The sequence below is a fragment of the Sulfurisphaera sp. genome (assembly GCF_059755235.1).
The window spans coordinates 20,230-44,016 of record NZ_DBPRYF010000046.1 but is presented as its reverse complement, the minus strand read 5'-3'; the positions used below and the strand labels follow the sequence as shown (position 1 = coordinate 44,016).

Sequence of the window (23,787 nt, the reverse complement as noted above, 5' to 3'; positions counted from 1 at the left end):
GCTTGTGGGAGAAAGAAAATAAACTTTAAATCTTATTGTTCAATATCTTTATTTGCCGCTGTAGCTCAGACTGGCCAGAGCGCCGGCCTTGTAAGGTAAGTCTAAGAAAGCCGGCGGTCCGGGGTTCAAATCCCCGCAGCGGCTTTCTTCTCCCTTAAGTATCTTTCTAGTGCTTCTCTTATTATTTCGCTTCTGCTTAATCTACTATTTAGTGCGTATAGATCTACTTCTGATAACAATTTTTCTTCTACTTTAAAAGTGACTACTCTCATTTTACCTCAAGTATTACCTACAAAAGGAGATTAGATAAAGAAATTTGTATATAAGTTAGAATAGAGAGACTAGACCGAAACTATTATCTTACTCTCCGTAAGTATTTTTTCGATTATATCTCTTAGTATTTGGGGGTCTCTTTCTTCTTCGATAAAGCCTTTTATAAGGAACGCCTCTGCTTCTTTTCTAGTTAGTCCTCTGTTTTGTAAGTAAAATATTAAGTCATCTGGAACTCTTGAGACTGAGGCTGAGTGTTTTGCCATTGTCACTCTCCCAGTTTTTACTTCTAACATTGGTGCAACTATTGCTTTAGCATCTTTTCCTAAAATGTATGCTCTTCCTATGATTGATGTAGAAGAGTCTAATGCAGTTTCATTTACTGAAGCGTCTCCTCTTACTACGACAAAAGCGTTATCTGTTGCTATACTTTTTAAATTCCCATCGCTGTAGCTCTTTACCCCTTCATGTTGCACACTTACTTTAATATCTATTTTATCGTCATCAGTGCCTATTGATTTTGCACTGAATATCGACCTTGCTTCTTTTTCTAATGTTGTTGTGTACTCTACATGCGCCATTTTTGATTTTGTTGCAAATACTATGCTATTTAGTTCTCCTTCACATTTAGCTTTTGCATAAGTGTATACGTAAGGTGTGTTTGAAATAAACGTGAAATTAGTTTGTGAGTCTCTTTTTGTGTTTAATGAAATAACTGATGAAATCAAGGAACTCTCTATTTGACTTTCTGCTACATATATTATATCTGCTATTGCTCCTTCCTTTACATTTATTTCTATGTTTGCGGGGGAAATATAATTTTTTTCTGTAACTGTATGATAAATAAATATTTTTTGGGAGTCTTCTACGTTTATTCTTATTTTCTTTGACAATGCTAAAGTTAATGCAACAAGTTTGTGTTCCTCTGGTTTTATTAATGCGTTAGAAGGATCATCCAGACTTTCAATTCCTTCTATGCTATCATTTTGTATGTAAATTTGTTTGTAGCCAGAGGGTAGAGATTCTTTTTTAGTTACTGAAGAAGGATAAATATCGAGGTTTAATTTATCGTATTCGCTCCATTCAGTGTAATGTTTCACAGTTGGAGAATCGTTTATTATTTGATAAGGAAGGGATTCAGATAATGAAAGTAATTTTTGCCTCTCTCCTTTATTTTCCAAATTAGAAATATATTTCTGAGCTGAAGAAAAATTTATTATCATTTTTATGCCACTGCACCTAATTTATCTAATTCAAGCTTTATAACCTTATTCAGCATTGTAGCATATTCAAATGGTAGTTCTTTCATTATTTCATCTATGAAACCTAAGACTAACATTGATACTGACTCTTTCTCGTCTATACCTCTATTCATTAAGTAGAATAATTGGTCTTCGTTCATTCTGAATGTGTGAGCCTCATGAGCTACATCTGCGTCTTCTTCAAACACTTGATTATGTGGGAATGTGTAAGCTTTTGTCTTTTCATCAATCATTAGTGAATCACATTTTACAAATGCTTTTGAACCTACTGCTCCTTTGTTTACCCTTATTAAACCTCTATAGATATTGACTCCGCCGTTAAACCCTATGTTTTTGTTTATCACTTTGCTCTTTGTATTTGGTGCAGCATGTATCATTTTTGAACCGCTATCTTTCCATTCTCCTTCCTCGCTTGCTAATGTTACAACTAAGCTGGTTGATGTTGCGTTTCTTCCTCTTAATATCGTTGATGGATAAGTAAAGCTGTATTTGGAACCGAGTGAGCCTTCTACCCATTCCACTGTTGAGTTCTCATCTGCCCATGCCCTCTTGTTGTTGAAGTTTATCACGTTTTTACTCCAGTTCTGTACTGTGGTGAATTTAATGTGAGCGTTTTTCTTTGCATAAAGTTCAACCATACCATCGTGGAATGAGAATTTCTTGAACTGTGGTGCTGAACATCCCTCGATGAAGTGAAGATATGAGCCTTCATCCGCTACAATCAATGTGTGTTCAAACTGTCCTTCCATTTCACTACCTATGATGAAGAATCCTTCCACTGGTGTTGTTATTTTTACTCCTTTAGGAACGTACATGAATACTCCACCGCTCCATAATGCTCCGTGCAATGCAGCAAATTTATGGTCTGATACAGGGAATATTTTAGTAAAGTGGTCTTTCATAAAATCTGGGTATTTCTGTATTGCTTCCTCAGGTGGCATCATCAGCACTCCTTTCTTTGCTAGTTCTTGTTTTACGTTAGAGTAAATTGATTCTGACTCAAAAGTTGCTACTAAGCCTCCTAGGTATTGTTTTTCTGACTCTGGGATTCCTAGCTGTTCATAATAATTCCTTATTTCTGGTGGGATTTCGTCCCAGTTAGACGTCCTTTCCACATCTGGTTTTATATAAATTTCCATTTTTGAAACGTCAAGCTCTGAGAGAAAGTCAGGTAACCAGTTTGGAGTAGGTAATTTTTCAAACAACTCAAGGCTTTTTAACCTTAACTTTAACATCCACTCAGGCTCTTTCTTCAGTTTTGATATTTCGGCTATGACGTCTTTACTTAACCCCGATTCAACTACACGTTTATGAAATTCTGACTGAGTGAGGTTATTGTTTTTAGCTTCAATCGTGGCGCTGATAAGTTCGTTTATGTCAAGGGAAAATTTCTCTTCTGGCATTTTGGTTTACCTATCATTAACTCTGTTAAAGATATAATATAAGCTTATCTATGAATAAGTAAAAATTTTAAAATATAGAAAATGAAAATAAGTAGATAAAATAAATAATTTACTTTAAAATACCTTCATATCCTTTCTCATCGATTAATCTTGCTAGCTCCATTCCTCCAGTTGCCACAATCTTCCCTCTATATAATATGTGGACTTTATCTGCGTTTACATGGTCCAATATTCTTCTATAGTGGGTTATAATTAGGTAGCCAGTGTTGTTTTCTTGCTTTAATTTCAGTATTGCTTCCGATATTGCTTTCAATCCGTCCACATCAACACCTGAGTCAGGCTCGTCAAGTATCGCTATTTTTGGTTTCATCAAAAGCATCTGTAATATTTCTGTCCTCTTCTTTTCACCACCGCTAAATCCCTCGAATACTCCTCTGTTCAACAGAGCATCTGTAACCCCTACTGCTTTGCTTAGCTCTTTTACATGATTTATTACTTGCATTACTGATTGTGATTGACCATAAATTCTGTTGTATTCAGCAACCAGCAGTGTTGATAGTTTTACTCCCCCTATCTCTATTGGGTTTTGGAAAGCTAGGAAAAGACCTCTCTTAACTTTTTCATTTGTCTCTAGGTTTGTTATGTCTTCGCCGTCAAGCAGTATTTTTCCTTCTGTTATTTTGTACTTTGGATGACCCATCAAAGCGAGTGAGAGAGATGTTTTACCACTTCCGTTTGGTCCCATTAATACGTGGATTTCACCAGAGTTTATCGTTAATGATACTCCTTTTAGTATTTCCTTTCCTTCTACTGTTACGTGAAGGTTTTCAATTTGTAATGTTGCCATACTATATATCACCTCTACTTCCTAACTTAAATTTCTCTCTATCCAAGGGGTTTCTTCAAGGAATAAGGAACAAGATGAATTCGATAATGCCTCTTCTAACATTGATATTAAGTCCTCTATATAGTTCTTTAGGAGTAAATTGTTGATATTAATTCCTCCTGCTATTTGTTTTATTTGTGATAATAAAGTGAAACCGTTTGTTATCCTTTTTATACTAGGGAACAGTATACTCATTATTATCTCGTCAAAGAGGTCATTAATTTTCTGAAATGTGTCTAGTAATGCTTGTTTTATTTGTTGATCAGCCACAACTGTCGAATCTGTCGACACAATCGTAAAAATTTTTTGAATTATATAGTATATTCTCAACAAAATAGAAGAATTTACTGATATTATAAAGTTCCTTATTGTATCCCTTTCGGAGTTATATTTACCTCCCATACTTCTTCTTAGTAGCATTAAGTAAACTCTTCTAAGGTCTTCTGCTGTTGTCTGTACGTCCGAAATAGATTGACCTTTTAGAATAGCTATTATATCATCTACCTTTTTAGCTACTATGTTTAAAATCCTCCTTAACAAAGATTCCACTCCTATTTTTTCTGTATCTAAAAGGCAGTCTAATTTCACTCTATTTTCTGTTACTTCTGCTACTTCTATTCCTACTAGTTGTTTGGAGAGACTAACCGTATCTTCTATTTCTTTATGATCAATGTTCTTTTTGGACTCAAAGATTATTTCATCATAACCGAGGCTATACAAACAAGGTATTGAATTGCTCATTGGCTGTTTATAGCTATCTATATCTATTTTTATTGCTCTTTTATTTGAGTTCATTTTTATTTTTTCTGCGACTAAACGTAAAGTGCCATCTTCAGAAATTTCCATGATTATCTTATCCCCTGGTTTTATTGTCCATTTATTAATCCATTTCTTAGGTAAGGTGATGAAAAGGGAGGATGAACCTAATCTTTGTACTTTCCTAGTTTCTACGTCTTTAGAAATTCTGCTTGTTTCATCAGACAAGAATTTATCCCTATTTTATCTACTTGAACACCGTTTATATAAATGTTTCTAAAGCTTAGTAGTAGTAAGATAAAAAACGTTTTTTCTCCTATTTTCTTTTCTTTATTGATACTTTTAATAACCATTTGGCTCTAGAAACCTCCATGCTTGAGGGATCTGCATCTTCTGGCAATGATATAACTAGTCTATACTCCCTCCCATCTTTAGTTTTGCAAGCTAGAAGGAGTCTTTGAGGTTTAGATTCCACTCTAAGAGTGGATAAATCGACTTTCGGTATATCTATTAGATAATCATACTCACTTTCGGTCTCAGTGAATGAATATAATGGGGAGTAAAAAGTTTTAGATAATCTTTCAAATTCTTTATTTATATCTTCCTCTATTCTTCTGAACTTCTTTTCTTCACTTTTTATTAGGTTTTTTATTAACTCATCTAAGTCTTTAAATACTGGCATTCTTGGTCACGCATATGACATTGGTCTACTTGAAGCGTAATTGGGCAACTCTTGTTTAGTTTGTTCCATTAACCCTCTAATTTTTTCTCTTATATCTTCTGCTTCTTTTAATAGTTCATCGACGTTAATGTTGAAACCTATGTATTTACTTAATATGTTTAAGGCATTTGCCGAGGCTTCTGGATCTGGTAAATCAAGAAAAGATTCTACTACAATGACAAAGTTATTTATACTGTTTTTAGATGCTTCAGTTAATAATGGTGCGTAAGGACCTGCAATATACCCATCTCCAAACTTTTCCATTAATCCAAGTTTTTGCAACTCGTTTGCAAGATCTTGCTGGTTTGCAATCCAATATGCGTTTAGCTTTTCTGCGTTTAATCTATCTTGTATCGGTAGACCAGTTATCGATATAATATGTGAAACGTTATATCTTTTTGCTACGTCAACTATCATCTTTGTTAATGGAACTATTGAAGGCGAAGGGATTGCTATCCAAGAGTGAAAGACTATCATATTGTGGTTATGATAAATCCTTACTGGTGATTTTGCTACACCGTCTTGAACATGAGAAATTGGCGGTAAGATTTCTGGGGCATAAATTTCAGCAAATTCTTTTAGCCCAAGTTTGTCAATCAAATATTCTGTAGCTATTACGCCAACTAATCCAGCATCTGGTAATCCAACAACTAAATACGTTGGTTTACTTAATTGAGGTTGATATTTTTCAATTATCTCATACTGAGTCATTTTAATCCCTCTTTTTGTTTTATTAATTCACTATATTTCTCCGCATTTAACAATTTTTCGATTTCGTTTTTGTTAGAAATCTCTATTTTAAATATCCAACCATTACCATAAGGATCTTTGTTCATTAGCTCTGGTGAATCTAACAACCTCTGGTTTGTCTCAATTATTTTGCCAGATAACGGGGAATATATATCTGCTGCAGCCTTAACTGACTCAACTACTGCAACAGCATCTCCCGATACAACTTCCTTACCTATTTCCGGTAACTCTACTCCCACAATATCACGTAGTTTTTTCTGTGCGTAATCTGTTATTCCTACTGTAGCAACGTTACCTTCTATTAAGATCCATTCATCAGTCTCAGTATAGTATCTATCTTGCAAAACTTTGTATTTGCCACCGACTACTATCTCGCTCATAGCTCATCACTAAATAAATGGAAAGTCTTGCATTTTAGCTTCAACTAGTTTATTTCTCACTTCAATATCCACTGAATAACCAAACAAGGAGTGCTTTGAATCTATATAGCCCATGCCTATTACCCTGTTTAAATACGGGGAAAATGTCGAACTTGTAACTTGACCAATTTCTTTGTCAAAGATTTTTATTTTGTTTCCTTTTCTAGGTATGCTTCTCTCACCTTTCTTTAGTTTTAGCCCTATTCTTATTTTATCAACTCCTGTTTTTAACTGTTCAATAATCCTTTCTTTGCCTACAAACTGCTTATCTAAAGAAAATACCCAATATCTTGCCTCTAATGGTGTTATATTTTCATCTATATCTTCTTCATAGAGCACAAAACCCATTTCTTGTCTAATGCTATCCCTACAAATTAATCCAGCTGGTTTCACGCCAACAGAAATTATCTTTTGTATAATCCTTGAGGCTACTTCTGGTGTCCCCCAAACCTCTACTCCATCTTCTCCAGTCCAACCAGATCTACTTAGCAAAAAGACGTCTTCACCTAGAAACTTTGTATTGAGCTTGAACTCAAGCGGTTGCAATTCAGTTTTTTCTATATAATTCCATACTGTTTTTCCTTGTATTGCTATCATAACATATTTAAAAGTTAAATCTTCTACGTTCAACGAGGAATTATTTTTTATCCAATTTATGACTTTTTCTCTATTTATTGCATTTGTAACTACCAAGAATTCGCTGTCATTAACTTTATATGTCATAACATCATCTATAAATCCAGCCTTATCATTAAGAAATGCAGTGGGGCCAACCATTTTGTTGTTTTGAGAGTTTCTGAAATTCTTAGCAATTAAGAAATCGAATTCATCTATTTTTCCAGTAACTTTTAGCCTACCCATATGTGATAAATCAAAGAATGCTGCAGATGATCTAACTGCCATATGCTCTTCTTGATAAGAAGAGTACTTCATTGGCATTTGCCAACCTGCGAACTCGCCTATATCAGCATTAAGTTTTAATTCAATGTCCAAAAGAGGCGTACTAAACATTTTTAATTCATGTTATGAATACTAGTAGGCATATTTATATGGAGATGCATCCTTGGTTACCTAATATAAAAAACATTAAAGAAATGCTAGAGAGCATAGGTGTCAGTAGAATCGATGAACTCTTCAAAGACGTACCAGAAGAAGTAAAATTAAAAAGAGAACTTAACATTGATTATAAAAAACCTCTTTCAGAATACGAAATATCTCTAAAGCTAGAAGAATTAAAAAATAAAAATAAGAAATTAGTCGCACCTCCGTTTTTAGGAGGAGGAATTTGTCCCCATTACGTGCCAGAAGCTGTTAAATTCATCATAAGCAGATCAGAGTTTTATACAGCATACACTCCCTATCAACAAGAAATTTCCCAAGGTTTACTTCAAGCTCTTTTTGAATATCAAAGCCTCATAGCTGAACTTTTTGAAATGGAAGTAGTAAATGCTTCACTTTACGACTGGGGGAGTGCTTTAGCAGAAGCTATCTTGATGGCTAACAGAATAAATAAGAAAAAGACCGTTTTAGTGCCTAGATTGATGAACCCTTACCATAAGGAAGTTGTGAAAACATGGACTTATGGCAAGGAAATAAAATTAGTTGATATGCCAGAGAAAAAAGACACTGGCACGATAGACATTGAAGAGCTAGAAAAAATGATGACCGATGATGTTTCCGCAATTTACATCCAGCAACCAAACTTTTATGGAGTAATTGAAGATGAAATTGAGGCTGTAGTTGACTTAGCTAAAAAGAAGAAAATTATAACTATTATGGGTGTTTCTCCACTTGCCCTTGGTTTAATAAAACCACCAGGGGAATATGACGTTGATATTGCAGTAGGGGATGGACAAGAACTAGGATTGCCTTTAAACTTTGGCGGACCTTTACTAGGAATTTTGGCTACAAGATGGGAAGGACAATTAGTCAGACAAATGCCCGGAAGAATTGTGGGCCTAACTAAAGATACCGATGGCAACAGAGGTTTTACATTAATTTTACAAACTAGGGAACAGTTTGCAAGAAGAGAAAAAGCTACATCTAACATAACTACTAACGAGGCTTTAATGGCTATAGCTGCTGCCGTATATCTTTCGTTGCTTGGGAGGAATGGTTTACAAGATCTTGCAGAAGAGATATATGTGAGGAGCCATTATGCCAAAAAGAAGTTGGAAGAAATCGGAGCTAATACAATTTATAGAGGAGACTTCTTTGAGGAGTTTGCTGTAGATTTTAACAGGGACTATGACGAAATTCACAGTAAACTTTTAGAAAACAGCATCCAAGGAGGATTAAACCTCTCGAAGACTCAAGCACTATTTTGTGTTACTGAAGTTCACACTAAAGAAATGATAGATAATTTAGTAGAGGTGATAAGGGAGTGAGGTGGCATCAAGCAGTATGGGATGAGCCGTTGGTTTTTGAGTATAAAGGGAAAGGAAGAATAGGGACTAAAATACCATCTGAAGAGGAGTTAAGGAAAGAGATTAAGGTTGAAATACCAGAAAAGCTTAGAAGAAAAGAAATAAACTTACCTGAGCTAAGTGAATTAGAAGTTGTAAGGCATTTTATCAGATTGTCCCAAATGAGCTTTGGTGTAGATAATGGTATGGTCCCATTAGGATCTTGTACTATGAAGTATAACCCTAAAATAGAAGAAAAAACTGGAAGCTTAACGCAAGATTTGCACCCATTACAAGACGAGTCAACCGTGCAAGGAGTTCTTGAAGTAATTTATGATATGCAAAGATGGTTAGCTGAGATAACTGGGATGGATCTATGTAGTTTGCAAGTCCCTGCAGGTGCATCTGGAGAACTAGCTGGTGTTCTGATGATTAAAAAATATCATGAGACAAAAGGAAGAAGGAACAGAGATGAAATGCTGGTTGCTGATACTGCACATGGAACTAATCCAGCAAGTGCCTCGATGGAGAATTTCAAAGTTATCTATATTAGATCTAATAATGAGGGGTTAGTTGATATAGATGTTCTAAAGGAAGTTGTAAGTGAAAAGACTGCTGGGTTTATGTTAACTAATCCTAATACGCTTGGTTTGTTTGAAGAAAACATACTTGAAATTGCAAAAAGTATACACAATGTCGATGCAAAACTCTATTATGATGGGGCTAATCTTAACGGAATTTTAGGTGTTGTAAGACCAGGGGATATGGGGTTTGATATAGTTCATTTGAATTTACATAAGACTTTCTCTGTTCCACACGGTGGTGGAGGACCTGGTGCTGGGGCTGTCTGTGCCAAAGGTGAGATGGTTGATTACTTACCTTATCCTTTGGTGGAGAAGAAGAATGGTAATTATACATTATCTTACATACCTCGTTATAGTATAGGTAAAATTGCTACATTTTATGGAAATATTGGTAACGTGGTTAGGGCATATTCCTATATCCTAGGTTTAGGTGCTGAAGGCATTAGCTTAGTTGGTAAGATGAGTACAATAGCAACTAATTACTTAATCTCAAAATTAAAGGAAACTAAAGGTCTAGAGTTAATTGCCCCTCATAGACCTAGAAAGCATGAGGTTGTATTTTCAGCTAAGCCTTTAGCTAAGGAAACTGGAGTTACTGCAAATGACATAGCTAAAGCTTTGCTTGATAGAGGATTTTATGCTCCAACGATTTACTTCCCACCAAATGTTGAGGAAGCTCTTATGATTGAACCTACTGAGACAGAGCCTAAAGAGGTTTTAGACGATTTTGCTAACGCTATAAAGGATATAATTGAACTTTCATACAAAAACCCGTCAGAAGTGGTTAATGCTCCCAGGAACACTGCTGTTAGGAGATTAGATCAAGTTGTTGCTAATCATCCTTCTAGCGTTACTCCTACATTTAGAGTTAAAAGATTAAGAGAAGAAGGAAAAATTGGTCCCTTAAAGTGAAGAAAATAATATGGAGATGTATCCTAGGTAAGGTATCGATATAACTAATCCGTTAACTTCAGCTACTTTTCCGACAACACGTGCTTGTGATATGCCATAAGGGGATTCTAAGCCTATTTTACTATCTGGCTGTGGATTTGTTATATTATCAACCCCTTGCGTTACATAGTATTTTTGCCCATCAACAAAATTTATCGCTATTACATGGTGAATGACATATGTATTAAAAGTAGGAGATTTATAAATTATTATATTACCGACGCTTATGTTATGTGACGTGGTATAGAATGTTAGGTCACCATTTTGAAAAACTGGATACATTGAAACTCCTTCTACACTTGCAGTCTGTACTATACCAGAGAGCACTACAATATATATCAAAACGATAACAACTAAAAGAAAAATATCACTCTTCTTCATCTAGGTCACTTAAATCTAACTCTATTACTTCTCCTCTATCTTCCTCTTTTTGTTCCTCTTCACCTATTTTCTTTACTCCTTTTTTACCTTCTACTTCAACAGAACTTCCTCCGGCTCTGATTTTAGAAACTACAGCTTTCCATTTATGTCCGTTAGGGCATTCAAACGATCCCATAACAGTTATTGTTATTCTTCCATATGCATCTGGCAATGGAGAAACTAATTGCCATGTCTTTACTGGTTTTTCCACTCTTGTTCCGCATACAGGACATACATTTGGGTCAGTTTGCTTTTTCCTAGGCATAATTTGTATGTTGAAAAACAAGACTATAAATTAATTCTCCTAATATTGCTGTTAAAAACATTGTTACGACTAGGAAATTTATCTTTATTTTTAACGCGAAAATATATGAGATAAAATTAAAAAAGAGAAGAAAAGGATATAGAAGAAAAGGAGAATAAAAATATGATATGAGATAAGGAGCTGTTGTCCAAGCTAAATAAAACCCTTTTTCATTACTTAATTTTCCTTTAAGGAGTTTAGCATAAAATGGAGTGAGAAAACCATAAACCACAAATGGCAAAAAGCAGAGACATAATGACATATTAATCCTTGTCTCTAAATATGAATGGGGCTTATTTATGAGTGATCTATTTAGAATTAAAAAAATAAAGGGATACCAGATACTTGATTCTAGAGGAAATAAGACAATTAGAGTGAAAGTAGAAACTTATGGAGAGATCTCAGCTACAGGTGACGCTCCAGCAGGAGCCTCCAAGGGAAGTAGAGAAGCTATAGAATTAAGAGATCAAGATGGTGGAGTTACCAGAGCCGTAGAGTTAGTTAACAGTTTGCTAAATGATTCGTTAAGAGATTTCGATGTAAGAAATCAGTTAGCTATTGATGAGACGTTAATAAAAATGGATGGAACGCCCAATAAATCAAAAATTGGTGGAAATACTACAATTGCTACTTCTATAGCAGTATTAAAAACTGCAGCAAAAACATTAGGGCTAGAGGCTTTTCAATACATTGGAGGACCTAGAGTAAAATACTTGCCAGTACCACTATTAAACATATTAAATGGAGGTTTACATGCGGGTAGTCAATTGAAAATTCAAGAGTTTATTATAATTCCTCTTAAGTTCGATACGTTTAGTGAAGCGTTATTTGCTGCTGATGAAGTTTATAAAAACCTAAAGGGGTTGGTCACGGAAAAGTATGGAAAAGTTTACACTATGCTAGGGGATGAGGGTGGAATAGCGCCACCACTAGAGAAAACGGAAGACGCATTAGATCTTGTGTATACTTCAATTAAGAATTCTGGTTACGAGGATAAGATCATGATGGGTATTGATGCAGCTTCAAGTGACTTCTTTGATGGATCAAATTATGAGATTGATGGTAAGAAGTATACTCCAGATGAGATGATAGATTATTATACCCAATTAGCTAACAGATATCCGTTATTATATATAGAAGATCCATTTAATGAGAATGATTTTGAGAGATTTTCTATTTTACAGCAAAAATTAAAGAAGAGCATAATTACGGGTGATGATCTATTTACAACTAATATTGAGTATTTAAAGAAAGGTATTGAGAAAGGATCTGCAAGAGGTACAATAGTAAAGCCAAATCAAATAGGAACATTGTCTGAAACATTTGAATATATAGAATTTGCAAAAAAGAATTCTATTAAAAACATTGTAAGTCATAGAAGTGGTGAGACAGAAGATTCTTTTGTAGCTGACTTGGCAGTAGGTGTTCAGAGCGATTTCATAAAAACTGGCGCTCCTGCTAGAGGCGAAAGAACTAGTAAATACAATAGATTATTAGAAATAGAAACAGATTATGGGCTAGAATATTATGGAAAAAATATCTCACTTTAAGGTAGAAGAATTCCTACAACTATCATGAATATGGCTAAGACAAGCATTAGCATTATGAACTGTCTAACTGGCATATTAGGTAACTCTTTAAACGCTTTAACTAAGCCGTATATTATTGCCCCTATTATAACCATAAGGGCTATTGATATCCCTACTACTATTAATGCTGTAGCTATTGGCGATGTATTAAAATGAAACATTCCTGCTATTTGAGAAGTAACATTAGCAAGATTTTGTAAGCTCATACCAAATCGTAAAGTATAATTTACTCATACACCTTTTTTAAGTTTTATTACATAATATTTTCCTAGCCTATGATGACGGTTAAAAGCGCTTATAGGTGCTGAGTCCCTACCTTCTGAGGTGCCCAAATCCTTTTAAATGTATTACTACAGAGCTCTTACTTTTGAGGAGTATTACCATGCCAGTTTCAGTTGATGTATTAACGAAATTTGTTGGGCAAAAGATTAAAGATATTTATGGAAGGGATGTAGGCAACATAATACATGTATATACAGAGATTGATGGCACGATAACTGGAATTGAAATTTCTTATGGTAATTCATTTGTTACTGTAAACCCTGAAAGCGTGAAATCTGATGGCGATAATGTCGTGTTATTGCCAGAGTGGAAAACTGATGCGATAAAAATCTTAGGTTATATGGATAAAATAAGAAGAAGACAGAAAGCATTAGAAGAGCTGTATTCCAAACAAGAAATTCCAAAAAGTATGTATGATGAAATGAAAAGAAAACTTGACGCGGAATTATTAAAGGTTAAAGAGGAACACGTTAAGTTAAAGAATAAGTTAAAGAATAGGCTAAATGAGATTGAAGACCAGTTAGCCAAAATAGATAAGGCTACTATATCGTTAAAAATGAGTTATATATCAAGCGAATTACCAGAAGTATCATACAAAAGTTCTATGGAAATATTAAGACAATCAAAGGAGAGCTATACTCTAGAGAGAGATGATATAAAGAAAACATTGGATAAATTGGATGGCTTAGACAAAGAAACAATAGATATTAAGCCTTCTCCCTCATTATCCACGACACAAGACCAATCTATAAAGAATGATAACAATAAATCGGAAGTACCGGTACCAATACCCGTAAGAGTAATAAATACTTTGTAACCAATTTAGTGAAATAGTATGTTTGACAAGTTTTCCTCTCTTTTTAACAATGATAAGAAGCGTAGGGCACAGTTGGGTAAAGTTATTATAGATATTTCTTTGAAGTTAAAAGAACAGCAAGATAGACTAGATGAGGGAATGAGAAGATTACGAGATCGGGATAAAGAGCTTTATGAGAAGGTTGTTAGGGCTCAAATTGAAGGAGATGTTGCAAAGGCTACAATTTACGCTCAAGAGATATCTGATATTAGAAAAATAATAAAAATTATATACACAGCGTATTTGGCTATTGAAAAAGTAAGAATAAAATTAGATACAGTAAAAGAGTTACAAGGTGTCTCGTTAGTCCTACTTCCGATTATGAAAGTCTTAAATCAATTAAAAGACCAAATAAGAGGGGTTTCCCCAGAAGTTGCAATGGCACTAGATTCTATCACTAGTAGCGTAAATAGTATAGCAATAGAAACTGGTGTGTTGAGCGAAAAAAGTGTAGTTCCTACTGTAGTTGACGAAGAAGCTCAAAAGATATTAAATGAGACAAAGAACATGGCAGAAAATAAATTAAAGGAATTATTACCAGAACTACCATATCCACCCTCTGAAAGTCCAAGAAGACAAGCCATAGAAGTAAAAGTAGAGTCAAAACAAAAAAGAAAAATAAGCGAAAACGAGCTGTTAGATTATATAAAGCAAACAGGCGGATTCTTAGACATAGATCATTTCTCTAAATTATATAATGTAGAGAAAGATGATGTGCTTAACCTCTTGAAGAGTTTGGCAGATAAGGGGCTAGTATCTTTGGAGGGGTAACATGAATGTCTGCACAATCAATGTTAGAGGAAATGGCAAGAAAATATGCTATTAATGCTGTGAAGGCTGATAAAGAAGGAAATAGTGAGGAAGCAATAAATAATTACAAGAAAGCAATAGAAGTTCTTTCACAGCTAATATCTCTTTACCCTGATTCCTCATCCATTAAAGTTTATCATCAGATGATTAATGAGTATAAAAGAAGAATAGAAGTATTAAAGGAGGCATTACCGGCTGAGGGAGGAGACTCCAAAAAACAAGTAGAAATTGACGATTTAATCGTAAAGGAAAAGCCAAAAGTCTCATTCAATGACATAATTGGTTTAGATGATGTAAAAGAGGCACTAAAAGAAGCAATAGTTTATCCAAGTAAAAGACCAGATCTATTCCCATTAGGTTGGCCTAGAGGAATTTTACTTTATGGTCCGCCAGGTAATGGAAAAACAATGATAGCCGCAGCTGTTGCAAATGAAATAGATTCCTATTTTATTCAAGTTGATGCTGCCTCAATAATGTCAAAGTGGCTTGGAGAGGCAGAAAAAAATGTTGCAAAAGTGTTTAATAAAGCAAGAGAAATAAGCAAGAAAGAAGAAAAACCCGTAATAATATTCGTTGATGAGTTAGACGCTATACTAGGTATCTATAGTAGTGAAAATGGTGGAGAGGCAAGGGTTAGGAATCAGTTCTTGAAAGAAATGGACGGGTTGCAAGATAAATCAGAGAATTACAAAGTATATGTTATTGGAGCTACAAATAAACCGTGGAGATTGGATGAACCATTTCTTAGAAGGTTCCAAAAGAGAATATATGTAAGGCTACCAGATTATCAACAAAGATTAGCATTGCTGCAGTACTATACTTCAAGGATAAAAATGGAAAATATAGATCTAAATAAGCTTGCAGAGATCACTGAAGGTTACACTGCAAGTGACATTAAAGATATTGTACAGAGTGCACATATAAGAGCTGTTAAGGAAATGTTCGTAAATAATCTAAATGAACCAAGGCCTGTGAATATGGAGGATTTCATTGAAGTGTTAAAAATAAGAAAACCAAGCGTTAATCAAGAAATGATTAAAGCGTACGAAGCCTGGGCCGAGAAATTTAAAGCGTTATAATCAGATACCCCAGAGTTGCTATCACCACTCAATCTGGCATGACTCACATCATCTGTGATATAATATCTTTTACATATTTCCCGGTAGACTTTGAAGTATAAATTTTTTTCAAAATTTGTTTCTCTTCTAATTTTGTCCTATTCTTCCATAGGTTTATCGCTTCTTTTAATTTAATAGATGCCTCGTAATGATACTTACACAATCCATTATACTCTGCCTCTAACTCACAGAATTTACATCTCTCATATTTCTTTAATCCTAGTATCTTAGAAAGTTTAATTCCTATCTCATCTTTAACTTTCTCGTAATTTTCTAAATAATTTGAAAGAGTGAGAGTGGTTTCTTTAACTACATCGTCTACCGTGACTTTGCCCTCTGCTATGGTGTCTAACTTTTCTTCCATTTTTGATGTAAATTCTACACTTGTTATATCCTTAAAATAGTCCTTAAGAATTTCTACTACCACTATTCCTAAAGGTGTAGGAGAAATTGAGCCTCTTTTTTGTATAAGATATTTCCTATCGAATAAGGTCTCAATAATTCTACCTCTGGTCGCTTCTGTTCCTAATTTTGAGTTTTCCATCCACTTTAGTAACTGTATTTTATTATACCTTTTTACTGTGGGTTTTACTAGATCCATCTTAATTGAGACTGCATCTATTTTTACTTCTTCCCCTTCCTTCACATCTAAAAACTCTTCATCTTTTATTTCATGATAAGGATACAATATTAGCCATCCTTTAAACTTGGTTTTTTGTCTAGTTATTTCTTGTGTTAAATTAATCCCTTTTAGTTCTATTGAAACTCTCTGAGTCTGAATTACTGCATCTTTTGATATACTAGCTAAAAATCTTCTTGTGATTAACTCATATAATTTATATTGTTGTAAAGGAAGTTTGTTCTGTATTTGATTTCCAGTAGGATAAATCGCAGGATGTGCAGGATCATCTTTGCTTCCTTGCCTAACTATGTATTCTCCTTTTGTTATGTTTCTTAGGATTCCAATCAGACTTTTGAAATTACCTTCTAAACCGCTAACGATTCCTTTAATATCAACTGAGGGAGGGATTTTTTGGCTGTTAGTCCTTGGGTAGCTTATTAATCCATCAAGATATAGCTCTTCTGCAAGTCTTTCTACGTAATAGGGAGAATAATTCAGATATCTGCCTGCTTCTACTTGTAGATCCCCTAGATTAAACGGTGGAGGTCTTATTAACGGTTTTTCTTCCAGTCTAATTTCTTTTACAATAGCTTTTGATTTTTTAATTTTATTAGCGAGTTCTTGCGCTGTCTCTTTGTTATCAAAAGTTCTATCTATGGAAAAACTAATAGTTTGATTACCTATTGCTATTTTGACGTTGATTTTGTAGAGTGGTAAAGGTACATATTGTTCCCTTGAAATCTCATTATCTACTACATGGATTAACGTGGGGCTTTGAACTCTTCCAGCACTTAGCACCACTCTCTTGTTACTGACTGACTTCACTGCTATCATCAATGCTCTACTTACATTAATTCCCCATAACCAGTCTACTTTATGCCTAGCAATACCTGCATTTATCATATTGTAGTCTAGCGAAGATAAATTAGTATAAGCGCTAAGTATATCGTGCTTAGTTAAAGCGGAAAATTTCATTCTTTTAGCTCTTTTCAGATCACCAAAGAATTTTATTATCATATAACCTATAACTGAACCTTCAATATCATAGTCACATGCGTTTATATATTCTAGAGCACTTTTTGATAAAGAGCTCAAAAGATAATAATATTTTTTTGTATATTTAGCTGAATCATCAATTTCCCACAAAGGTTTCCATTCCATTGAAAAAACAGGAAATGAGTTGTTTCCATAAAGGTTAAACAGATGACCAGCAGCTGGTGCAATAACATTAATTTTTCCTTTGTAGTTAACAATCCAATAATTAACAGAATATTTTTTACATGTTTTGGGTTTTTCAGCTAGTGCTTCTGCTATTTTTTTAGCAGCTTTGCTCTTTTCTGCTATAATTAAAACATAATTTTTGGGATCACAACTCATGTTATTTAAACTCGACCTTTTTAACGGAGACTAGTTTTACTTTCCCATTTGGATAAACTCTCCTTACAGTTATTGGTAAAACTCCACGTTTTAGTTCTTCTTCTGCTATACTTATCACATCGTTATACGGCAGATTGTTTGTATCAATCAAAGGAGAAGCACCCATTGCAAGTTGTAATGCTCTTGCGCTTATAATTCTCGCGATTTCGTATTTAGTAAGTCTATTTTCCCAGCTTTCCTCAAAAATTTTATTTATACTACTCACAGTTATTCACTTCGTAAGGTGTTAAATAAGATTAACTCCAGATTACTTCTTTTTGTAGCAGTTCGGGCAGTTTGCAGTCTTTTGGCGGAGTAAACTCATATTTTTTATCTAATATTTTTGCTGTAGCCTCTAATAGTTTATTGACTGCTCTATCATCTACCACTCCCAATAATCCAAACCTTACAATTTTGTCTTTTAACTCTCCTATTCCTCCCGATATCTCTATGTTAAATTCTTTCAATTTCTTTTTGTAGTCTGGGACTGGTGGTACTCCTGCAACCACTGTATTTGAGAAGTTGGTTTCATTGCCTAAAAGTGAAAATCCATATGAGGATGTCGCTTCCCTTACAAATCTTGCACAAGCTTCATGCCTCTTCCATCTGTTTTCAATACCTTCCACAGCTAGTAACTCTGCAGCTCTCAATGAGGAATTGAACACACCTACTGCTGGTGTAAACGGTGTTTCCCCTTTATCTTGGAACTTTAAATGAAGAGCTATATCAAGATATGATGGTAATGATTCTTTAACCAATTCATTCACACTCTCTTCAGATAAAGCAACAAAAGCCATACCAGGTACAGAAGCAAGAGCTTTTTGACTCCCTGTGGCTACTGCATCTATCTTCCATTCGTTCACAAGAATTTTATATGCAGCAAAACCAGACACAGAGTCTACAAGAATCTTTAATCCCCTTTTCCTAGCTATGTTCACGACCTCTTCTAAGTTCCTAAAAGCCATACCAGAGCTTGTCTCATTATGAACTATTGCAACTGTAGTTGCATCTTTATTTTCATCTAACGCCATTTTTATCTCTTCTAGTGAAGGTATACTGCCTACGGCTTTCTCATATATTTTAACATTTGTACCTCTTCTTTTTAGAGATTCTGCCAGTCTCTTCCCAAATTCACCATAAGGAAATGTTACTACTTTTTCATTAGGTTTTGTAAGTGAATAAACCATGGCTTCTACTGCTAGTGTACCTGAGCCAGTAAGGAGAGCAACTCTATTAGCACTAAAGTGTTTTTTCATTAAACTTTCTAAATTGGTCACAATCTCTCTGAATTTTTCACTTCTATGATTTATTACCAAAGTAGAAGCTTCTTGTACGCTTCTTGGTACTTCGACCGGTCCTGGTATTAACATCATTTTAAATCATCCCTAGTTCTCTCATGGCACTAACTAGGTTCTGTGCCGTAATGTGGGCTACTCTTTTTTGGGCTTCCTTGGTCTGAGCACCTATGTGAGTAGTTACTATTACTCTTTCATGTTTAAGTAACTCTAATTCCCATTCTTCTTTTGGTGGTTCGTTCCAAAACACATCTGTAGCATAGGCATAGACTTTGCCTTTTTTGATATAATCAAGTAGTGCTTTTCCGTTTACTGCAACAGCTCTACTTGTATTTACAATAATTACATCATTTTTCATCATTTCGAATTGAGGATAATCTATTATTGGCTTTGCATTTTTCCCAACCGTTACATGTAAGCTTATAACATCCGATTCTTTTACCAACTCATCTAAAGTTACAGCTTTAGCACCTATCCTTTCTGCTTTTTCTTTAATGTCCACAACGTCATAAGCTAACACTTTCATACCCATTGCACTAGCTATAATACCAACTTTTGTTCCTATTCTACCAAAACCCACTATTCCAATAGTTTTGCCAGCTAATTCAAGCCCTTCTAATTTTTTAAAGATACCAGATTTAGCGAGATTCATTGATGTATACATTTTTCTTGCACCTGCAATCATTAGACCTATTGTTAATTCAACTGCAGAATCAGTAGAAGCACCTGGTGCATATACAATTTTTATATTTCTTTTTTCAGCCTCTTCTGTATCTACGTTGTCTAAGCCTATTCCTGCCCTAGCAATAATCTTTAGTTTTTTGCCTCTTTCAATAACTTCTTTATCTACTTTTGTTCTACTTCTTACTACTATTATGTCATAGTTAGCTATTGTATTTAATAGCTCCTCTCTGCTTATATCTGGAATATAATCTACTTGTACTCCTTTATCTTTTAGTGTTTGAATTAGTATATCATCTATTGGATCTGTTATTAAGGCTTTTATAGTGTACAAGGCCATACATATTACACCCCTTTTAAATGAAGCTACAAAAGAAGTTTAACATGAAATTGATGATGATGAGAAGAAGAAAGAGTAGGAAGTATAATAGAATATGTTGCTTATCTTACCAAGAAGTTTGACCAATTTAGTTGTATTCATTTTTAACTCATGTTATCCATTTATTACTCACTTTTATATTTTTTTATTCTACTTTACGATTGTATTAGTCTGTTTAAAAAATATAAACAAGTCTAACAGACCTACTTGAATATTCAAATTAGAAGCGATCGACTTTAGTATACTTTCACCTAAATAATAATCCTTATTGCTTTTAAGTTTTAAATTACTAGTTCCTATTTGATTTAAGAATCTTAGCAGATGCCTATCTATAATAGCTAGGTCAAAATAACCTACGTTTCTTAGAAAATGGCTTGCTTCTTTTAATCCTAGTCCATATATATTTTCTATTATATATTCTCGAGCTTCCTCTTGTGATTCATTAGCCATTTTCTTTATTTTAACGGATAAATTACCGTACCATTGTTTTGCTTTATAAATATATTTCGATTTTAAATTATAAAATCTATAACCGGCTTCACGCAATCTTTTGCTTATTTGCTCTTGATCCAAATATAATACATCATCAAAAATATAATTTAGAGCCTTATAGGCTGATATAAAAGAACTATTAGAAGTTAAAATACATAAAATCAATTCTCTAAACCAAACGCCTTCTCCTGCTCTGTTGTTTAGCTTAAACTCTTCTGCTCTTTCTAGCACTCTTGCCCTTAGCTTTTTGTTTTCCACTAGATCTCTTAGCACTCTTCTTCTTCCTCTTAGTTTTCTTTGTCTTTCCCTTCTTTTCTTTTACTGATTTAACTTGGACTGGTACAGCTCTGGCAAATTCATCTTTGAGAATAACTTTGGTAAAGCCTTCCTCAAACTCTAAAACTACAAACGGTTTGTCAAAATTATCTGTAAGATCTATCCCTATCAGAATATAGTCTTTGTCAAAGAATGTGATATAGTCCATAGGAACTTGGTCTGGGTTATCTACAGATTTTGGTACACCTATTTTTAGTAATTTTAATGGTTTAGGAAGTACATATTTTACATTAACTCCTTGAACTAGAAGAGGAACAGAATTATGCACATATACAATTCCTTCTTTTAATTTAATATTTTCTATCTCATCTTCCGTTTTCAAATCTATTTCCTCTTCTCCTACTTTATTAACCTTAATACCTATAATACCATGGTATAATTGTACTTCTTCGCCCCTAAAATATTCTGCAATAGCTTTCAACATATCTCATATATTATAACTCAAAAGAACTAATTAAATCCACTTTTTGCGGAAAACAGTATAACTCCATCCTTCACGTTAAATATAAATATCTCAGTATTCCATTTTCTAACCATGAGTATTAGAATTAGAGGAACGAATGCTTATGGGCACAGCGGATGGTTTACTGTAGAATGCATAATATGTAATAGAAAGTTAAAGATAGGCACTGATTTAGTATATAAATGCCCTAAATGTGAAAAGAAATATAATGCATATTTCTGTGAAGCAGACGCAAGAGGCCTAAAGCATAAATGTCCATACTGTGGCACGGAGTTAGTGCCTGTAATATGAATACAAAGAAATTTTTTATAAACGACAAGCAAGTTACTATATTAAATGGTTCTTTAGTCTATATGGATACGGATTTTATTATTGATAGTAAAAAAGATTTTATAAGCAAATTAAATTTTGTGAATAATAAGATAGCATATGTAGACCTAAGTTATTCTACAGACAATTTTACTTTATTAAAGTTAATTTTCTGTAGAACTAGACTACATACTTACCTTTGTAATGTAGTTTTAAAGCTTAATAATGAAAATGTTAATTTTGAAAATATCTATGTAGAACTAGAGAAAGTCCTAGATAAAGTCATTACATAGCCTTCTTGCCTTATTTTCTTATTTATCTTATCGATTAATTGAACTAATGTCTGGGCGTCTAAAGATTCGACTCTTATGTAAACATTAAGTTGCTTAGTTTCATTAAACGCAGTATAAACAACTATCAGAGAATCCCTTGATGGAGCACACATAATGGTTGCTCCTGCTTTAATTGGAGTACAAACATCACTAAGTTCTCTTTCTATACTTTCTATGGCATAAGGTAGTTTTGACGTACTAAACGGATCAGAGCTCAGAAGAGTAAATTCTACTCTAAACATCATCTTACCTCTTTAAGATTTATCTTCTTGATTGGAATATTTAGTCTTTCTAATATACTTTTTACTATTTCCGCATAATTCTTATCTCCAGTGATTAGTTTTAACTTTAATTTTCTGTAATTCATTCTTAACTTTTCTTCCCCTCTAGAATAAACTATTACTCTTCCTTTAACTTTATTTTTGATGGTTTTTACTATAGTTATATAAACAAAGGTTTTATCGTTAGGTAGATCTATTATTTCTGCTTCTCCTATCCTATAAATACCTTGAACTTTTCTTTTTATTTTAAATTGCTTATATTCTATTATATTATTACCGTCAACAAGATAAATTAATGTTCTAATAGCATGTTTACCAGATTTACTCTTGCTGTTTTCAACGTACAATTCCATCTTTAATAAACCTCGCTGATTCCATAATTCCTTCTAAAGTTATTTTATCTTCTAAGTATGCATCTATAAGTATATCGCTCTTAAATAAAACCTTCAATAAAGATTTCCTTAATGAGAGAGAAGAGTTACGATAAAGCTTTAGTGCCAAGTGCTGTATGTTAAGAGCATTATACAATTTCTTAAGTGATTCGTCCATATGGGCTTCAAAATCTTTCTCCTTGTACAAGGCTTCGAATGCTTTTTCAGCTGATATAGCAGAAGGTCGTATCCCTTCACCGCTTAATGGAAAAACTAAACCCCTGGCCTCACCTATTTTGAACTTTTTGTCTTTTATCGGAGACACAGATATTGGAGCTCCTCTTATATCAAGAAATTGCGCATCTCCATATCTCTCTTTTATATAATTAAGGATTAGCTCTTTAGAATTCTTATACTCTAAAAATCCTGCACCTACATTTAATACCCCTTCTTCACTGGGAAAAACCCAATAAAAACCGGTATATTTTGTGTTGAATTCGAATATAGCAATGTCGTCAAACTTATTCGTTTTTATCAAAGCTCTAGTTGTGTAAACCACGTTTCTATCCATATCATAAGGGCCTTTAGCATCTATCACATAATCAAAGTCATTTTTGTTAAAAAGTGACACGTGGTTTACTCCTACTTTTTCCCTCATTTTGTTTATCCATCCCCACTTATCTATTACCAGCCATTTAGTATTTCTATACTCAACTTCATTCATTAATTCGCCATCAAGATAAAATGCGAACCTCTTTATTCTGAATTTCACATCCCAGGGTATTGGAGGTGAATAAACGTTTGGTACTATATCTCCACAAGGCTTTACATATTTTTCTCTCAAATCAAATAATTTTATATCATAATTAGTTCTAGTTTTAATCAAATAAGATAACAATGAACCGGAAACTCCACCACCTAAAACCGCTATTTTTGTCATTTTAAATGCTTTTTAAAGCAGATCCTAATAAATTAGTGTTAAGGTGATTTAGTTATTGTTATCCCAAGAAGAGATCAATAAGAA

At 33.9% G+C, this 23,787-nt stretch carries 28 protein-coding genes and 1 tRNA gene; 8 read left to right on the top strand and 21 right to left on the bottom strand.

Annotated elements, in window-relative coordinates:
- Nucleotides 1-54 precede the first annotated feature (54 nt).
- Nucleotides 55-144, top strand: a tRNA-Thr gene (locus tag AC3OCB_RS07095).
- Here AC3OCB_RS07095 and ccr1 read toward each other — a convergent pair.
- The 9 genes from ccr1 to gcvT form a co-directional block, all read right to left on the bottom strand.
- Complete coding sequence (ccr1, locus tag AC3OCB_RS07090; RefSeq protein ID WP_498341959.1) at nucleotides 126-272, bottom strand: aCcr1 family cell cycle regulator; 147 nt, start codon at nucleotides 270-272, stop codon at nucleotides 126-128. The two genes, AC3OCB_RS07095 and ccr1, sit on opposite strands and share 19 nt — an antisense overlap.
- A gap of 69 nt (nucleotides 273-341) precedes the next feature.
- On the bottom strand, nucleotides 342-1,493 hold the full coding sequence (locus AC3OCB_RS07085; protein ID WP_498341653.1) for a SufD family Fe-S cluster assembly protein: 1,152 nt from the start codon (nucleotides 1,491-1,493) through the stop codon (nucleotides 342-344).
- A 2-nt stretch (nucleotides 1,494-1,495) separates the two neighbouring features.
- On the bottom strand, nucleotides 1,496-2,935 hold the full coding sequence (gene sufB, locus AC3OCB_RS07080; protein WP_498341652.1) for a Fe-S cluster assembly protein SufB: 1,440 nt from the start codon (nucleotides 2,933-2,935) through the stop codon (nucleotides 1,496-1,498).
- Nucleotides 2,936-3,044: 109 nt separating this feature from the next.
- Nucleotides 3,045-3,782, bottom strand: coding sequence for a Fe-S cluster assembly ATPase SufC (gene sufC, locus AC3OCB_RS07075; protein WP_498341650.1), 738 nt, complete (start codon nucleotides 3,780-3,782; stop codon nucleotides 3,045-3,047).
- 21 nt (nucleotides 3,783-3,803) lie between these two features.
- Nucleotides 3,804-4,805: an AbrB/MazE/SpoVT family DNA-binding domain-containing protein gene (locus AC3OCB_RS07070; protein ID WP_498341648.1), complete on the bottom strand. Its 1,002-nt coding sequence runs from the start codon at nucleotides 4,803-4,805 to the stop codon at nucleotides 3,804-3,806.
- 88 nt (nucleotides 4,806-4,893) lie between these two features.
- The gene (locus AC3OCB_RS07065) at nucleotides 4,894-5,259 is read right to left on the bottom strand and encodes an Hsp20/alpha crystallin family protein (RefSeq protein ID WP_498341647.1); all 366 of its coding nucleotides are present in this window, start codon (nucleotides 5,257-5,259) and stop codon (nucleotides 4,894-4,896) included.
- Nucleotides 5,260-5,265: 6 nt separating this feature from the next.
- Nucleotides 5,266-6,009 (bottom strand): proteasome assembly chaperone family protein, encoded by a 744-nt coding sequence (locus tag AC3OCB_RS07060; RefSeq protein ID WP_498341646.1) that lies wholly within the window; start codon nucleotides 6,007-6,009, stop codon nucleotides 5,266-5,268.
- On the bottom strand, nucleotides 6,006-6,428 hold the full coding sequence (gcvH, locus tag AC3OCB_RS07055; protein ID WP_498341645.1) for a glycine cleavage system protein GcvH: 423 nt from the start codon (nucleotides 6,426-6,428) through the stop codon (nucleotides 6,006-6,008). The genes AC3OCB_RS07060 and gcvH overlap by 4 nt, the downstream gene beginning before the upstream one ends.
- 9 nt (nucleotides 6,429-6,437) lie before the next feature.
- On the bottom strand, nucleotides 6,438-7,478 hold the full coding sequence (gcvT, locus tag AC3OCB_RS07050) for a glycine cleavage system aminomethyltransferase GcvT (protein WP_498341643.1): 1,041 nt from the start codon (nucleotides 7,476-7,478) through the stop codon (nucleotides 6,438-6,440).
- 38 nt (nucleotides 7,479-7,516) lie between these two features.
- Between gcvT and gcvPA the strand changes: the two genes are divergently transcribed.
- Together gcvPA and gcvPB are read left to right on the top strand one after the other, a co-directional pair.
- A complete protein-coding gene (gene gcvPA, locus AC3OCB_RS07045; RefSeq protein WP_498341641.1) occupies nucleotides 7,517-8,854 on the top strand; it encodes an aminomethyl-transferring glycine dehydrogenase subunit GcvPA in 1,338 nt (445 codons plus the stop codon).
- On the top strand, nucleotides 8,851-10,368 hold the full coding sequence (gene gcvPB / locus AC3OCB_RS07040) for an aminomethyl-transferring glycine dehydrogenase subunit GcvPB (protein ID WP_498341640.1): 1,518 nt from the start codon (nucleotides 8,851-8,853) through the stop codon (nucleotides 10,366-10,368). Before gcvPA ends, gcvPB begins: the two co-directional genes overlap by 4 nt.
- Here gcvPB and AC3OCB_RS07035 read toward each other — a convergent pair.
- Nucleotides 10,360-10,788, bottom strand: coding sequence for a signal peptidase I (locus tag AC3OCB_RS07035; protein WP_498341639.1), 429 nt, complete (start codon nucleotides 10,786-10,788; stop codon nucleotides 10,360-10,362). The two genes, gcvPB and AC3OCB_RS07035, sit on opposite strands and share 9 nt — an antisense overlap.
- Nucleotides 10,775-11,092 (bottom strand): chromatin protein Cren7, encoded by a 318-nt coding sequence (locus AC3OCB_RS07030; RefSeq protein WP_498341638.1) that lies wholly within the window; start codon nucleotides 11,090-11,092, stop codon nucleotides 10,775-10,777. The genes AC3OCB_RS07035 and AC3OCB_RS07030 overlap by 14 nt, the downstream gene beginning before the upstream one ends.
- A 338-nt stretch (nucleotides 11,093-11,430) precedes the next feature.
- Between AC3OCB_RS07030 and eno the strand changes: the two genes are divergently transcribed.
- The gene (gene eno / locus AC3OCB_RS07025) at nucleotides 11,431-12,681 is read left to right on the top strand and encodes a phosphopyruvate hydratase (RefSeq protein ID WP_498341637.1); all 1,251 of its coding nucleotides are present in this window, start codon (nucleotides 11,431-11,433) and stop codon (nucleotides 12,679-12,681) included.
- Here the strand turns inward: eno and AC3OCB_RS07020 are convergent.
- On the bottom strand, nucleotides 12,678-12,926 hold the full coding sequence (locus tag AC3OCB_RS07020) for a hypothetical protein (RefSeq protein ID WP_498341636.1): 249 nt from the start codon (nucleotides 12,924-12,926) through the stop codon (nucleotides 12,678-12,680). The two genes, eno and AC3OCB_RS07020, sit on opposite strands and share 4 nt — an antisense overlap.
- Nucleotides 12,927-13,102: 176 nt before the next feature.
- Here AC3OCB_RS07020 and cdvA point away from each other — a divergent pair, with 176 nt between their 5' ends.
- The 3 genes from cdvA to cdvC are packed head-to-tail and all read left to right on the top strand — an operon-like array spanning nucleotide 13,103 to nucleotide 15,747.
- Nucleotides 13,103-13,819: a cell division protein CdvA gene (gene cdvA, locus AC3OCB_RS07015; RefSeq protein ID WP_498341635.1), complete on the top strand. Its 717-nt coding sequence runs from the start codon at nucleotides 13,103-13,105 to the stop codon at nucleotides 13,817-13,819.
- Nucleotides 13,820-13,837: 18 nt separating this feature from the next.
- A complete protein-coding gene (gene cdvB, locus AC3OCB_RS07010) occupies nucleotides 13,838-14,629 on the top strand; it encodes a cell division protein CdvB (protein ID WP_498341634.1) in 792 nt (263 codons plus the stop codon).
- Nucleotides 14,630-14,634: 5 nt separating this feature from the next.
- Entirely contained in the window at nucleotides 14,635-15,747 is a 1,113-nt protein-coding gene (gene cdvC / locus AC3OCB_RS07005) for a cell division protein CdvC (protein WP_498341632.1), read from the top strand.
- Nucleotides 15,748-15,790: 43 nt separating this feature from the next.
- Here the strand turns inward: cdvC and AC3OCB_RS07000 are convergent, their stop codons facing one another.
- The 6 genes from AC3OCB_RS07000 to AC3OCB_RS06975 all read right to left on the bottom strand — a co-directional run bounded on the left by AC3OCB_RS07000 (nucleotide 15,791) and on the right by AC3OCB_RS06975 (nucleotide 21,428).
- Nucleotides 15,791-17,785 (bottom strand): DNA topoisomerase I, encoded by a 1,995-nt coding sequence (locus AC3OCB_RS07000; RefSeq protein WP_498341630.1) that lies wholly within the window; start codon nucleotides 17,783-17,785, stop codon nucleotides 15,791-15,793.
- Between the two features lies 1 nt (nucleotide 17,786).
- Nucleotides 17,787-18,056, bottom strand: coding sequence for a DNA-directed RNA polymerase subunit K (locus tag AC3OCB_RS06995; RefSeq protein ID WP_498341958.1), 270 nt, complete (start codon nucleotides 18,054-18,056; stop codon nucleotides 17,787-17,789).
- A 25-nt stretch (nucleotides 18,057-18,081) separates the two neighbouring features.
- On the bottom strand, nucleotides 18,082-19,197 hold the full coding sequence (locus AC3OCB_RS06990; RefSeq protein ID WP_498341629.1) for a pyridoxal-phosphate-dependent aminotransferase family protein: 1,116 nt from the start codon (nucleotides 19,195-19,197) through the stop codon (nucleotides 18,082-18,084).
- Nucleotide 19,198: 1 nt separating this feature from the next.
- Entirely contained in the window at nucleotides 19,199-20,140 is a 942-nt protein-coding gene (locus AC3OCB_RS06985; RefSeq protein WP_498341628.1) for a D-2-hydroxyacid dehydrogenase, read from the bottom strand.
- Nucleotides 20,141-20,329: 189 nt separating this feature from the next.
- Nucleotides 20,330-20,944: an N-glycosylase/DNA lyase gene (locus AC3OCB_RS06980; RefSeq protein WP_498341627.1), complete on the bottom strand. Its 615-nt coding sequence runs from the start codon at nucleotides 20,942-20,944 to the stop codon at nucleotides 20,330-20,332.
- Nucleotides 20,877-21,428 carry a hypothetical protein gene (locus AC3OCB_RS06975; RefSeq protein WP_498341626.1) on the bottom strand — a complete coding sequence of 184 codons (552 nt, stop codon included), beginning with the start codon at nucleotides 21,426-21,428 and terminating at the stop codon, nucleotides 20,877-20,879. The genes AC3OCB_RS06980 and AC3OCB_RS06975 overlap by 68 nt, the downstream gene beginning before the upstream one ends.
- A gap of 114 nt (nucleotides 21,429-21,542) precedes the next feature.
- On the opposite strand from AC3OCB_RS06975, the gene AC3OCB_RS06970 reads away from it, so the two are divergent.
- Nucleotides 21,543-21,761 carry a hypothetical protein gene (locus AC3OCB_RS06970; protein WP_498341625.1) on the top strand — a complete coding sequence of 73 codons (219 nt, stop codon included), beginning with the start codon at nucleotides 21,543-21,545 and terminating at the stop codon, nucleotides 21,759-21,761.
- Between the two features lie 268 nt (nucleotides 21,762-22,029).
- On the opposite strand, the gene AC3OCB_RS06965 is transcribed toward AC3OCB_RS06970, so the two are convergent.
- Genes AC3OCB_RS06965 through AC3OCB_RS06955 form a run of 3 tightly spaced genes read right to left on the bottom strand, consistent with a single transcriptional unit; the run spans nucleotide 22,030 to nucleotide 23,703 of the window.
- The gene (locus AC3OCB_RS06965) at nucleotides 22,030-22,356 is read right to left on the bottom strand and encodes a hypothetical protein (protein ID WP_498341624.1); all 327 of its coding nucleotides are present in this window, start codon (nucleotides 22,354-22,356) and stop codon (nucleotides 22,030-22,032) included.
- Complete coding sequence (locus AC3OCB_RS06960; protein WP_498341623.1) at nucleotides 22,353-22,745, bottom strand: hypothetical protein; 393 nt, start codon at nucleotides 22,743-22,745, stop codon at nucleotides 22,353-22,355. Before AC3OCB_RS06960 ends, AC3OCB_RS06965 begins: the two co-directional genes overlap by 4 nt.
- On the bottom strand, nucleotides 22,729-23,703 hold the full coding sequence (locus AC3OCB_RS06955; RefSeq protein WP_498341622.1) for a geranylgeranyl reductase family protein: 975 nt from the start codon (nucleotides 23,701-23,703) through the stop codon (nucleotides 22,729-22,731). Before AC3OCB_RS06955 ends, AC3OCB_RS06960 begins: the two co-directional genes overlap by 17 nt.
- Between the last annotated feature and the right edge of the window lie 84 nt (nucleotides 23,704-23,787).

What these genes read in the sequence shown, in the direction of transcription:
- ccr1 (WP_498341959.1), bottom strand. Translation starts at nt 272, where the DNA reads ATGAGAGTAGTCACTTTTAAAGTAGAAGAAAAATTGTTATCAGAAGTA.
- AC3OCB_RS07085 (WP_498341653.1), bottom strand. Translation starts at nt 1,493, where the DNA reads ATGATAATAAATTTTTCTTCAGCTCAGAAATATATTTCTAATTTGGAA.
- sufB (WP_498341652.1), bottom strand. Translation starts at nt 2,935, where the DNA reads ATGCCAGAAGAGAAATTTTCCCTTGACATAAACGAACTTATCAGCGCC.
- sufC (WP_498341650.1), bottom strand. Translation starts at nt 3,782, where the DNA reads ATGGCAACATTACAAATTGAAAACCTTCACGTAACAGTAGAAGGAAAG.
- AC3OCB_RS07065 (WP_498341647.1), bottom strand. Translation starts at nt 5,259, where the DNA reads ATGCCAGTATTTAAAGACTTAGATGAGTTAATAAAAAACCTAATAAAA.
- AC3OCB_RS07060 (WP_498341646.1), bottom strand. Translation starts at nt 6,009, where the DNA reads ATGACTCAGTATGAGATAATTGAAAAATATCAACCTCAATTAAGTAAA.
- gcvH (WP_498341645.1), bottom strand. Translation starts at nt 6,428, where the DNA reads ATGAGCGAGATAGTAGTCGGTGGCAAATACAAAGTTTTGCAAGATAGA.
- gcvT (WP_498341643.1), bottom strand. Translation starts at nt 7,478, where the DNA reads ATGTTTAGTACGCCTCTTTTGGACATTGAATTAAAACTTAATGCTGAT.
- gcvPA (WP_498341641.1), top strand. Translation starts at nt 7,517, where the DNA reads ATGGAGATGCATCCTTGGTTACCTAATATAAAAAACATTAAAGAAATG.
- AC3OCB_RS07035 (WP_498341639.1), bottom strand. Translation starts at nt 10,788, where the DNA reads ATGAAGAAGAGTGATATTTTTCTTTTAGTTGTTATCGTTTTGATATAT.
- AC3OCB_RS07030 (WP_498341638.1), bottom strand. Translation starts at nt 11,092, where the DNA reads ATGCCTAGGAAAAAGCAAACTGACCCAAATGTATGTCCTGTATGCGGA.
- eno (WP_498341637.1), top strand. Translation starts at nt 11,431, where the DNA reads ATGAGTGATCTATTTAGAATTAAAAAAATAAAGGGATACCAGATACTT.
- AC3OCB_RS07020 (WP_498341636.1), bottom strand. Translation starts at nt 12,926, where the DNA reads ATGAGCTTACAAAATCTTGCTAATGTTACTTCTCAAATAGCAGGAATG.
- cdvA (WP_498341635.1), top strand. Translation starts at nt 13,103, where the DNA reads ATGCCAGTTTCAGTTGATGTATTAACGAAATTTGTTGGGCAAAAGATT.
- cdvB (WP_498341634.1), top strand. Translation starts at nt 13,838, where the DNA reads ATGTTTGACAAGTTTTCCTCTCTTTTTAACAATGATAAGAAGCGTAGG.
- cdvC (WP_498341632.1), top strand. Translation starts at nt 14,635, where the DNA reads ATGTCTGCACAATCAATGTTAGAGGAAATGGCAAGAAAATATGCTATT.
- AC3OCB_RS07000 (WP_498341630.1), bottom strand. Translation starts at nt 17,785, where the DNA reads ATGAGTTGTGATCCCAAAAATTATGTTTTAATTATAGCAGAAAAGAGC.
- AC3OCB_RS06990 (WP_498341629.1), bottom strand. Translation starts at nt 19,197, where the DNA reads ATGATGTTAATACCAGGACCGGTCGAAGTACCAAGAAGCGTACAAGAA.
- AC3OCB_RS06985 (WP_498341628.1), bottom strand. Translation starts at nt 20,140, where the DNA reads ATGGCCTTGTACACTATAAAAGCCTTAATAACAGATCCAATAGATGAT.
- AC3OCB_RS06970 (WP_498341625.1), top strand. Translation starts at nt 21,543, where the DNA reads ATGAGTATTAGAATTAGAGGAACGAATGCTTATGGGCACAGCGGATGG.
- AC3OCB_RS06965 (WP_498341624.1), bottom strand. Translation starts at nt 22,356, where the DNA reads ATGATGTTTAGAGTAGAATTTACTCTTCTGAGCTCTGATCCGTTTAGT.
- AC3OCB_RS06960 (WP_498341623.1), bottom strand. Translation starts at nt 22,745, where the DNA reads ATGGAATTGTACGTTGAAAACAGCAAGAGTAAATCTGGTAAACATGCT.
- AC3OCB_RS06955 (WP_498341622.1), bottom strand. Translation starts at nt 23,703, where the DNA reads ATGACAAAAATAGCGGTTTTAGGTGGTGGAGTTTCCGGTTCATTGTTA.